8 protein-coding genes are annotated in these 11,679 nt (G+C 39.4%); 7 read left to right on the forward strand and 1 reads right to left on the reverse strand.

Going from position 1 to position 11,679, the window contains the following annotated elements; genetic code table 11:
- The first annotated feature begins 413 nt into the window (after positions 1-413).
- From G6N06_RS02655 to G6N06_RS02670, 4 genes are all read left to right on the forward strand, one after another.
- Positions 414-1,184 carry an O-methyltransferase gene (locus G6N06_RS02655; protein WP_163514513.1) on the forward strand — a complete coding sequence of 257 codons (771 nt, stop codon included), beginning with the start codon at positions 414-416 and terminating at the stop codon, positions 1,182-1,184.
- Between the two features lie 158 nt (positions 1,185-1,342).
- Positions 1,343-2,026, forward strand: coding sequence for an ABC transporter ATP-binding protein (locus tag G6N06_RS02660; protein WP_163514514.1), 684 nt, complete (start codon positions 1,343-1,345; stop codon positions 2,024-2,026).
- A 298-nt stretch (positions 2,027-2,324) separates the two neighbouring features.
- The gene (locus G6N06_RS02665) at positions 2,325-3,656 is read left to right on the forward strand and encodes a DUF58 domain-containing protein (RefSeq protein ID WP_163514515.1); all 1,332 of its coding nucleotides are present in this window, start codon (positions 2,325-2,327) and stop codon (positions 3,654-3,656) included.
- Positions 3,657-5,341: 1,685 nt separating this feature from the next.
- Entirely contained in the window at positions 5,342-6,280 is a 939-nt protein-coding gene (locus tag G6N06_RS02670) for a LysR substrate-binding domain-containing protein (RefSeq protein ID WP_163514516.1), read from the forward strand.
- Between the two features lie 69 nt (positions 6,281-6,349).
- On the opposite strand, the gene G6N06_RS19800 is transcribed toward G6N06_RS02670, so the two are convergent.
- Complete coding sequence (locus G6N06_RS19800) at positions 6,350-6,547, reverse strand: hypothetical protein (RefSeq protein ID WP_163514517.1); 198 nt, start codon at positions 6,545-6,547, stop codon at positions 6,350-6,352.
- 509 nt (positions 6,548-7,056) lie between these two features.
- Here G6N06_RS19800 and G6N06_RS02680 point away from each other — a divergent pair.
- From G6N06_RS02680 to secA, 3 genes are all read left to right on the forward strand, one after another.
- Entirely contained in the window at positions 7,057-7,632 is a 576-nt protein-coding gene (locus G6N06_RS02680) for a cob(I)yrinic acid a,c-diamide adenosyltransferase (protein WP_163514518.1), read from the forward strand.
- A 156-nt stretch (positions 7,633-7,788) separates the two neighbouring features.
- Entirely contained in the window at positions 7,789-8,010 is a 222-nt protein-coding gene (locus G6N06_RS02685) for a DUF2795 domain-containing protein (RefSeq protein ID WP_010177336.1), read from the forward strand.
- Positions 8,011-8,289: 279 nt separating this feature from the next.
- Positions 8,290-11,643, forward strand: a complete 3,354-nt coding sequence (gene secA, locus G6N06_RS02690; RefSeq protein ID WP_163514519.1) for a preprotein translocase subunit SecA — start codon at positions 8,290-8,292, stop codon at positions 11,641-11,643.
- Positions 11,644-11,679 lie beyond the last annotated feature (36 nt).

Raw genomic sequence — 11,679 nt, forward strand, 5'->3', positions numbered from 1 at the left:
GAGACGCTGAGGCGCAAAGTTGTTGTTATTGATTGTTATTTATTTGTATTAATTATTGAAAGTTGAAAAGAGTAAAGTGGTCAACCTAACTATTGATCCTTCGCGCAAACTTTGCGAATATTAGTATTAAGGCTTTTGAGATTTGTGGTAAATGTGCTTATTTTGGTATTTGGTATTTGGTATTTGGTATTTCTGACAAATCAAATCAGTGCAAATCAGCAAAAATCCGCGTCATCAGCGTTCTATTTAATTTTGACCGATGACCAATGTCTGCTTGTCCGCAGCTTTTGCAGTAGCAGAAAACAATAGAAACAAGAAACCTGAAACCTGAAAAAAGCCTGCTCGTCCGCTTGCCCAAATCTTTTTAGAGACGGGGAACAATAGAAACCATAAAAACAAGAAACTCCTAACCCTTGCATAAAATCCTCTCCTACATAAAATTCCTCCTCAAATCAAAAAACCAGCATGGTGTCCACTCCCCTTTTGTTTATGATTTGGTCACACAATGTTTTTATGATCGGACAAATTATTCTGAATATAAAGCTTTAGTAGCCTATCGTTCAGAATTGTTGCTAAATCCTGAAAAAATCACCATCACCGATTTTGGGTCGGGATCCAAAGTTTTTAAATCTGATGAGCGGGCTATAAATGCCATCGCCAAAACTTCTGGAACCTCATTAAAAAACGCCAAATTATTATTTAGGTTGGTCAGGTATTTTGAATCGCCCTCCATTTTAGAGTTAGGCACCAATCTTGGCATTGCCACTCAGGCTATGGCCTTGGCTAATCCCAAAGCAAAAATAACTACAATTGAAGGTTGTCCTGCGATCTTAGAGGTGGCCAATCGGCAGTTTACCAAGAAAAAACTTTCAAACATTACCACTGTACAAGGAGATTTTAAAGCAAAAATTCGAGAGCACAGACAAAAAAACTGGGATCTGATATTCTTTGATGGCCATCATTCAAAAGAAGCCACCTTACGCTATTTTGAAATGCTCTTGCCCACCGCCCATAACGATTCTGTTTTTATTTTTGATGATATTTACTGGTCCAAAGGCATGACCGAAGCCTGGGAAAGTATTAAAAAACATCCGCAAGTTACGGTCACCGTTGATACCTATAATTGGGGAATCGTTTTCTTTAGAAAAGAACAAGCAAAAGAACATTTTAAGATTAGAGTGTAACAACATGACGATTTGAACGTCATACCAATCGTAAATCAATTATCTTGCAAACACGAAAAATTCAAGATTCCATGTTTGATATTCCATGTTTGTTTATTCATCTTTGAACCTGGAACTTTGAACTTTGAACCTTAAAACTTTGAACCTTAAACACACCCATGGGAAACGTCATTCACATTAGAAACATTGTCAGAAACTTCCAATTAGGATCAGAAACCGTTTATGTCTTAAAGGGCATTGACCTGGATATAGAACGCGGCGATTACGTCGCCATTATGGGGCCTTCAGGTTCTGGGAAATCGACGTTGATGAATTTATTGGGCTGTTTGGACACGCCTACTTCCGGGAAATACATTCTCAATGATAAAGATGTAAGTCAGTTGAGTGACGATCAGTTGGCAGAAATCCGAAACAAGGAAATCGGATTTGTTTTTCAAACCTTTAATTTATTACCAAGAACTACGGCGTTGGACAATGTGGCCTTACCGATGATCTATGCCGGTGCCTCAAAAGCCGATCGTCAAGCTCGTGCCACGGAAGTATTGACCGATGTTGGCTTGGCCGATCGGATCCATCATAAACCGAATGAACTTTCTGGAGGGCAACGTCAACGTGTAGCTGTAGGCCGTGCTCTAGTCAATAGGCCTTCCATTATCCTTGCCGATGAACCTACGGGGAATTTAGATTCGAAAACCTCATTGGAAATACTTCAATTATTTGACGATATACACTTGGCAGGAAACACAGTAATCGTTGTGACCCACGAAGAAGATGTGGCTAAAAGAGCGGCACGCGTTATTCGATTGCGAGATGGGATGATTGAGAGTGATGAGAGAAATTAGGGAATTAGGAGACAGTTGGCAGTCAGCAGCCCGCTCGTCCCGCTCGTCTTAACTAATTTAAGAAGAAAATGGTACGTTCGGGCGGGTCTGAAGTTCTCAGTAGGTAGCCAGTGCCGCCTAAATGAAATGCTCTGACGTGCAGACCATGTGAAAAATCAAGAACCTACAAGCGAGCCTTCCAAGAATGAATAAGAAATTGTATTTTTAAGACTTTTCAACAGAAATAAGTTTCGCGGTATTAAAAAACCCACTTGCAGGATTAAATTAGTGAATTGATGACAAAAAATCTGTACCCAAATTGAAATTGTTTAAGCCTTTTTATATACAGCCTCGGTTTTTTTATAGTGGATTAGTCATTGTAACTCTGTTCGTATTCAGTTATTTCGTTCCCGTTTTATTTGGCATTGCACAACTCTGCATCCTGGTGGTCCTATTATTGTTTTTTATTGATGTCTTGATCGTATTCTTTGGCAAAAATAAAATTATGGGCTATCGAATTTTACCTGATAAATTTTCTAATGGCGATAATAATCAAGTAGAAATCAGTATTGAAAACCATTATCCGTTCGCCATTGACTTAACTATTATTGATGAAATTCCATTTCAGTTCCAGGTACGGGATTTTGAGCTCAAACTGAACATCAAACCCCATAGGGAAGATCGCATCACCTATAACCTGAAACCAACGGAACGTGGCGAGTACCATTTTGGGAACCTTAATATTTACGCATCGACAAAAATTGGACTGGTGGCCAAGCGTTTTCGTTTTGACAATAAGGCCATGGTGCCCACCTATCCGAGTTTTAAGCAGCTCCGGAAGTTTGAATTGATCAACATCAATAATAGTCTGCAGGATTATGGGGTGAAGAAAATCCGTCGCATCGGGCATTCCATGGAATTTGAACAAATTAAGGATTATGTTTTAGGTGATGATCTACGTACCATCAATTGGAAAGCAACGGCCAAGAAAAACAACTTGATGGTCAACCAATTTCAGGACGAAAAGTCGCAACCCATTTATTCCATTATCGACAAAGGCCGCGTGATGAAAATGCCTTTTGAAGGCCTTAGTTTATTGGATTATGCAATTAATGCGACTTTGGTCATCAGCAGTATCGCCTTAAAAAAACACGATAAGGCGGGCATGCTTTCGTTCTCCAAAAAAGTGGAAAATATTGTAGTGGCACAACGTCGAAATTCGCAAATGCGTTTGATATTAGAATCGCTTTACAATGTGAAAACCGATTATTTTGAAAGTGATTTCAGCCGATTGTACGCCAACATTAAGCGCAATATCACCCAACGTAGTTTAATCCTACTCTACACCAATTTTGAAACTTTAGATAGTTTGAATAGGCAATTGGCCTATTTGAAAGCAATAGCCAAAAACCATCTTATCGTCGTCATCTTTTTCAAAAACACAGAACTCAACAGTATTATTGACGAAAAAGCAGAGACTATTCAACAGGTTTATGACAAGGTTATTGCCGAAAAATTTGCTTTTGAAAAACGATTGATCGTTCAGGAACTAAAAAAGTATGGCATCTACTCTATTCTAACCACACCCGAAAATCTGACCATCGATACCATTAATAAGTATTTGGAGATTAAATCACGGGGATTGCTTTGAAGGAAGTTGGCAGTTGCAAGTTGGCAGTCGTCAGTCTTCAGTTAGCAGTCTTCCCGCCTACGCTTCGCTACCAGCCTTCGTAAAAACTACGGACGGGCAGGCCCGCCTGCGCTGCGCTACCCGCCTGCGCTGCGCTACGGACGGGCAGGCAGTTTTAAGGTATCGACAGTCAACAATCAACAATCAAAAATCAACAATCAAAAATCTTCAACCCGCCCCTACCTAAGAAGGTACGTTCGGGCAAGTCGTTATTCTTTATTCGATATTCTTTATTCGTTATTCAAAACATTCAAAGCACAAATTTAAATCACCTATGCAAAGCAACTTAGTCACGCCAACATTTCTCCGTGCTTCAACCTTCCCGCTCCAAACACTAAAAACCATTCATGTATTCGTGGCCAACAACATTTCGACTTCCCCCGATTCTTGAGTCTTGAATCTTGAATCTCGAATCTTGAATCTTGAATCTTGAGTCTTGAATCCTGCTTCAAAAATCATCAATCTTCAATCAACAATCTTCAATCTTCAATCAACAATCTTCAACCCGCCCCTACCTAAGAAGGTACGTTCGGGCAAGTCGTTATTCGTTAATCAAAGTGCAAATTCACTTCATCTCTACAAGATAACTTAATCACGCATTTCTTCGTGCTTCAAGCATCCCCCTCCAAACTCTAAAAACCATTCGTGTATTCGTGGCCAACAATATTTCGCTTATCCCGATTCTTGAGTCTTGAATCCTAAATCTTGCTTCAAAAATCATCAATCTTCAATCAACAATCTTCAATCTTCAATTAGTCACGGCAAAATTTCTTCGTCCTTCAACCTTCCCGCTCCAAACTCCAAAAATCCATTCCTGTATCCGTGGTCAACAATATTTTGACTTCCCCCGATTCTTGAGTCTTGAATCTTGAATCCTGCTTCAAAAATCATCAATCTTCAATCAACAATCTTCAATCTTCAATCAACAATCTTCAACCCGCCCCTACCTAAGAAGGTACGTTCGGGCAAGTCGTTATTCGTTATTCGTTAATCAAAGTGCAAATTCACTTCATCTCTACAAGATAACTTAATCCCGCATTTCTCCGTGCTTCAACCTTTGCGCTTCTAACTCCAAAAATCCATTCCTGTATCCGTGGCCAACAACATTTCGACTTCTCCCCATTCTTGAGTCTTGAGTCTTGAATCCTGCTTCAAAAATCATCAATCTTCAATCAACAATCTTCAATCAACAATCTTCAATCTTCAATTAACAATCTTCAACCCGCCCCTACCTAAGAAGGTACGTTCGGGCAAGTCGTTATTCATTATTCGTTATTCAAAATACAAATTCAACTCATCTATGCAAGGCAATTTATTCACGCCAACATTTCTCCGTGCTTCAACCTTCCCGCTCCAAACTCCAAAAATCCATTCCTGTATCCGTGGTCAACAATATTTTGACTTCCCCCGATTCTTGAGTCTTGAGTCTTGAATCCTGAATCTCGAATCTCGAATCTTGAATCTTGCTTCAAAAAACCATTCCTGTATTCGTGGCCAACAATATTTCGTCCCTAACAGCATCAACTTTGGCAAAAACAACACTTCAACTTTCGACTTTTATTTGTTAATAATTATACTTTAATTAACCATCTGTATAATAGTTTTTATAGATAGTTTTTATATTTTTATAGTTTAAATGAATAACCATGACCATTACACAGTTAACCTATGTTATCGCTATTGCTGAACATAAAAACTTCACAAAAGCCGCCGAAAAATGTTTTGTCACGCAACCAACATTGAGTACCCAGATCCAAAAATTAGAAGAAGAATTAGAGGTTCTTATTTTTGATCGCAGCAAAAAACCTATAGAACTCACTGAGGTTGGACGAAAAATAGTACAACAAGCACGAAATATCGTCAATGAATCCGAGCGGATCCAAGACATTGTCGATCAGCAAAAAGGATTCATCGGTGGCGAATTCCGATTAGGAATTATACCCACGGTAATGCCCACTTTGCTTCCTATGTTTTTAAAGGCATTTATAAAGAAGTTCCCTAAGATTAAGCTGAGGATCGAAGAACTCACTACTGAAGAAATTATCCTAAGAATTAAGGAGGGACACTTAGATGCCGCCATTGCCGCAACTCCCTTGGAGAGTGAAAACATAAAAGAACGTGTCCTGTATTATGAACCTTTTGTAGGCTATATACCAGAACACCATCGTCTTTTTGAAAAGAAAACCATTGAAGTGTCCGACCTTGAAATTAACGATATGTTGCTGCTTGAAGATGGCCATTGTTTTAGGGACGGGATCATTAATCTATGTAAAGCATTTAAAGATCAGAATGACGAGAATTTTCAGTTGGAAAGCGGCAGTATAGAAACCTTGATAAAACTATCAAATGAAGGATTGGGAATGACCTTACTTCCCTATTTACACACTCTTGAACTCAATGAGAATCTCAAGGTCAATCTCCACCATTTTAAAGAGCCTTCACCTGCCCGCGAAGTCAGTATTATTTACCATAAAAGCGAATTGAAAATGCAGATCATCGACGCCTTGCACAACGTAATATCTGGAATTATCCGTGGAGCGATTACCTTCCAAAACGTAAAAATAATTAGTCCGCTAGCAAAATGAGCGTCCTCCGGACAAACATCACCAATCCAATGATGATAATAAAAAAAGCGACCGGTTGGCCGCTTTTTTTTATGGTTTTAAATAGATTAAACATTGATTTAATTCTGGATTCTGTAGAATCAAAGATTTGATAAAGACCTTAAGCTCTTCAATTTCGTAAGGTAATAAGCGTTGAATAGCTTTTTGGACTTCTCTACAGAACAATGCAGTATCAAAACTGACTTTGCTAAGTACGGTTTTAGTGTACTCAAACATTGCTCTTGACATGGTTTTTTTAGTTTAGGTTATAATATTAGGTAGAAATCAACAATAGGCATCATTTTTTTGGTTGTCTAAATTTAGTAAAAAAAACAATATCTAACCTAGATACGACTAACTTTAACAAATTATATGGTCGTTTTTCACTTTAAAGAACCGCCTGTCCACGTCTAAAACATCGCCCAATCCGCCGCAGTTAAGTGGTGAGAGCCGTGTGCAGTCAGCGGTGTGCAATCTTCAAAAGAAACAGATTAATTAGGTTTGAGAAGCAATTGATTTGATAAAATCCTATCATTTGTCATCCCTCTATATAGAATGTGAATATTTAAAAAATCACACTTATCCCAAAAACCAACAAGTCGTGGCACCTATATCATGCAATCATAAGCTCGTGCTCCCAGCTTCCCGCTTCGGGCTTCGGGCTCCAAAAAAATACTCTCGCATTCATGGCTAAACTTTTTAATCTATTGTATCTTCGTACCTCAAGCTTCATGCTTCAACCTTCAAACTCTTTAAAAATGAAAATTTATACTAAAACAGGTGATAAAGGAACCACTGCACTATTTGGAGGCACACGAGTTCCAAAACATCACATTCGAATTGACAGCTACGGAACGGTTGACGAATTAAATTCACATATTGGTTTGATCAGGGACCAAAAAATAGACCAACATCATAAAGACATCCTAATGATCATTCAAGACCGATTGTTTACCATTGGTTCTACCTTGGCTACAGATCCTAAAAAAGCAACGCTTAAAAGTGGAAAAGCCCGACTGAACATTCCAAAAATATCGCCAGGAGACATCGAGCGTCTGGAGAACGAAATGGACCTTATGAATGACGCCTTACCTGAGATGACACATTTTGTATTACCGGGCGGACATCAAACCGTGTCATTCTGTCATATAGCACGATGCGTCTGCCGTAGAGCCGAACGTTTGGCTTCTGCTCTTAATGACCTAGAGCCGTTTCAACCAGAGACTTTAATGTATTTAAACCGTCTATCTGACTATTTATTTGTATTGGCACGAAAGTTGTCCCATGACTTGAAAGCCGAAGAAATACAATGGATTCCGCAAAAAGAATCGTAAAGAAATTAGGCTATTACATCTTTTTTGATTATATATTAAAGTCGGAAAATCTTGTAAGAATTATACGCTCTTTTAAATAGTGATTAAATAATTCATTTTTTACTTGATTATCTCAACAAAAAAATTATTTTTGCAAAAATTTAAAACGAATAACAAATGTATTGGACATTAGAACTGGCATCTTATTTAAGTGATGCGCCTTGGCCTGCTACCAAAGACGAATTAATTGATTATGCGATCCGTACTGGTGCACCTTTAGAAGTGGTAGAAAACTTACAAGCAATTGAAGATGAAGGAGACTCTTACGATTCAATTGAAGAGATTTGGTCAGACTATCCAACCGATGAGGACTACCTCTGGAACGAGGATGAATATTAAATCAATAACCGTGGGTTAACCCCACGAGGTATAAATAAGAAATTGCTTTTTTCGATCGATTTAAGCCTTGTTGGCCTTAAAACCCAAAGGTGGGAAATAAATCAAAAAGAATAGTTAAAAAGTCTCATCAAGAGACTTTTTTTGTGCGTTATTTTTTAATAAACTTGGCACAAACCGTATCTTTGTAAGCCTTACAAGCAAAAACATCGTACAAATAACATATATTATCATAAATGCTCACTGAACTTTGTCGAAGTGTAGCTTAAATAAAAACATCATATGAGTTTTTTAGATTCAGTATTGAAGGTATTTGTTGGCGACAAATCCAAACAGGATGTCAAAGCCATCACTCCTATTGTAGAACAGATCAAAACCTTCGAAAAAGCTTTGGAAGCTTTGTCGCATGACGAATTAAGGGCAAAAACGGCATATTTTAAATCTAAGATCGCTGAAGCGCGGCAGCCATTTAACGATGCCATTGAAAAACTTCAAAAAGATGCTGAAGCCACCGAAGATATTGATGAACGCGAAGACATCTACGTAGAGATTGATCGTATTAAAGACGATATCTACAAGGCTACGGAAGAGGTTCTGAACGCAATTTTACCAGAAGCTTTTGGAGTGGTTAAGGAAACCGCAAAGCGTTTTGTGCACAACACTTCCATAACCGTAACGGCAAGTACTTTTGACCGCGAAATTTCGGGAAGCAAGGATTATGTGACCTTAGATGGCGACAAAGCCATTTGGGCAAACTCTTGGGATGCCGCCGGAAAACCGATCACATGGGATATGATCCATTATGATGTCCAGCTCATTGGTGGTGTGGCACTTCATCAAGGAAAAATTGCTGAGATGCAGACGGGTGAAGGTAAAACTCTCGTAGCGTCACTTCCAATGTACTTGAACGCACTTGCTGGAAATGGCGTACACTTGGTAACGGTCAATGATTATTTGGCAAAAAGGGATAGCGCGTGGATGGCGCCATTGTTTGAATTTCATGGAATGAGCGTGGATTGTATTGATTATCATCAACCCAATTCCGCAGCCCGTAAAAAGGCCTATAATGCAGATATCACCTACGGAACAAATAACGAATTTGGATTCGACTATCTACGTGATAATATGGCACACTCGCCAGAAGACTTGGTACAACGGCCACATCATTACGCCATTGTGGATGAGGTGGATTCCGTATTGGTGGATGATGCCCGTACTCCACTGATTATTTCTGGACCCATTCCGCAAGGAGAACGACATGAGTTTAACGAATTAAAACCAAAGGTCGATGCCATTGCTGCCGTACAACGCCAATATCTAACCGGTGTTTTGGCAGAAGCCAAAAAATTGATTGCTGAAGGCGACACCAAAGAAGGTGGCTTTAAATTATTGCGTGTTTATAGAGGAATGCCTAAAAACAAAGCGCTAATTAAGTTTTTAAGTGAGGAAGGCATCAAACAATTACTTCAAAAAACAGAGAATCACTATATGCAGGATAATAACCGCGAAATGCCGAAGGTGGATGCGGAACTGTACTATGTGATCGATGAAAAAAACAATCAGGTAGAATTATCGGATAAAGGTGTCGAATTCCTTTCTGGGGAAGATGATCCTAATTTCTTCGTCATGCCAGAAATTGGAATGGAGATTGCAAAAATTGAAGCACAGAACCTTTCCAAAGAAAAAGAAGCAGAAGCAAAAGAGGAACTTTTCAGGGAGTTTGGAATTAAATCAGAACGTATCCACACCCTGAATCAATTATTAAAGGCTTATGCCTTATTTGAGAAAGACATTCAATATGTGGTGATTGACAATAAAGTAATGATTGTTGATGAGCAAACGGGCCGTATCATGGATGGTCGTCGTTACAGCGACGGTCTGCACCAAGCTATTGAAGCTAAAGAGAATGTAAAAATTGAAGCAGCTACCCAAACATTTGCAACGGTAACCCTGCAAAACTACTTTAGAATGTACCGTAAATTGGCGGGGATGACAGGTACCGCATTGACCGAAGCTGGTGAGTTTTGGGAAATCTATAAGTTGGATGTGGTGGAAATTCCAACCAACAGGCCTATTGCCCGAGATGATCGCGAGGATTTGGTTTATAAAACCAAACGAGAAAAGTACAATGCGGTTATCGATGAAGTAACAAAACTATCACAAGCTGGACGCCCTGTTCTTATTGGAACAACCAGTGTTGAAATCAGTGAGCTATTGGGTAAAATGTTAACCTTGCGAAAGGTACCCCACAACGTATTAAACGCAAAACTCCATAAAAAAGAGGCCGATATTGTCGCGGAAGCGGGGCAACCTGGCCAAGTGACCATTGCCACGAATATGGCTGGCCGTGGTACGGATATTAAGTTGAGCGAAGAGGTTAAAAAAGCTGGAGGGTTGGCCATTATAGGTACTGAACGTCATGATTCACGCCGAGTGGACAGACAGTTACGTGGTCGTGCCGGTCGTCAGGGAGACCCAGGAAGTTCTCAGTTTTATGCCTCCTTGGAAGATAACTTGATGCGTCTATTTGGTAGTGAGCGTATTGCAAAAATGATGGATAGAATGGGCCTAAAAGAAGGTGAGGTCATTCAACATTCCATGATTTCAAAATCTATTGAGCGTGCACAGAAAAAGGTTGAGGAAAACAACTTTGGTGTGCGTAAGCGCTTGCTAGAATATGACGATGTCATGAACGCCCAACGTGAAGTGATCTACAAACGCCGTCGTCATGCTTTACACGGGGAACGATTACGTGTGGATTTGGCCAATATGATCTATGACACCTCAGAAATCATTGCCCAAACCAACAAGGCCGCTAACGACTATAAGAATTTTGAATTTGAACTGATCCGTTATTTTTCAATGAGCTCGCCAATTACGGAGGCGGAATTCAGTAAAATGACCGATATAGAAATTGCAGGCAAAATTTACAAGGCAGCATTCAGCCATTATAAAGATAAAATGCAAAAGAATGCTGACTTAGCTTTTCCTGTCATTAAAAATGTTTACGAAACCCAACGCGATAAATTTAAACGTATCGTCGTCCCGTTTACTGATGGCGTAAAGAGTTTGCAAGTAGTCACAGATCTCGAAAAAGCTTATGAAACCAATGGGAAACAACTGATCAATGATTTTGAAAAGAACATTACCCTGGCCATTTTGGATGATGCATGGAAAACCCATTTGCGCAAGATGGACGAATTGAAACAATCGGTTCAGTTGGCAGTCCACGAGCAAAAAGATCCATTGTTGATCTATAAATTTGAAGCTTTTGAATTGTTTAAGGTGATGATTGACCAAGTCAACAAAGACGTGATCTCCTTCTTGTTTAAAGGTGAATTGCCATCTGAAACCACAGATGCCATCCAGGAAGCGCGTCAAACACGCTCCAAAGAAAAGCTGGAAACCAATAAGGAAGAAATTCCAAATTTGGACGAACGTTCCTCACAAAGCAGAGCTGCCGGAAATACACAGCGCCATGAAGTCGTAGAAACCATTGTTCGCGACAAACCTAAAATTGGCCGTAATGATCGGGTGACCATTAAACACGTGTTGAGCGGTGAAAACAAAACCCTAAAATACAAACAAGCTGAACCTTTAATATCTAAAGGAGATTGGGTGTTGACGGAAGATTAACCCAATTCTTGCGAAGTCAGTCCTGAAAATTCGGGA

Origin of the sequence: Gelidibacter japonicus (genome assembly GCF_010725055.1) — a bacterium.
Taxonomy (GTDB): Bacteria; Bacteroidota; Bacteroidia; order Flavobacteriales; family Flavobacteriaceae; genus Gelidibacter; species Gelidibacter japonicus.

Bases quoted from the DNA above. Each gene is read 5' to 3' on its own strand.
- G6N06_RS02680 (WP_163514518.1), top strand. From the start codon at position 7,057: ATGAAAATTTATACTAAAACAGGTGATAAAGGAACCACTGCACTATTT.
- G6N06_RS02660 (WP_163514514.1), top strand. From the start codon at position 1,343: ATGGGAAACGTCATTCACATTAGAAACATTGTCAGAAACTTCCAATTA.
- G6N06_RS19800 (WP_163514517.1), bottom strand. From the start codon at position 6,547: ATGTCAAGAGCAATGTTTGAGTACACTAAAACCGTACTTAGCAAAGTC.
- G6N06_RS02670 (WP_163514516.1), top strand. From the start codon at position 5,342: ATGACCATTACACAGTTAACCTATGTTATCGCTATTGCTGAACATAAA.
- G6N06_RS02685 (WP_010177336.1), top strand. From the start codon at position 7,789: ATGTATTGGACATTAGAACTGGCATCTTATTTAAGTGATGCGCCTTGG.
- secA (WP_163514519.1), top strand. From the start codon at position 8,290: ATGAGTTTTTTAGATTCAGTATTGAAGGTATTTGTTGGCGACAAATCC.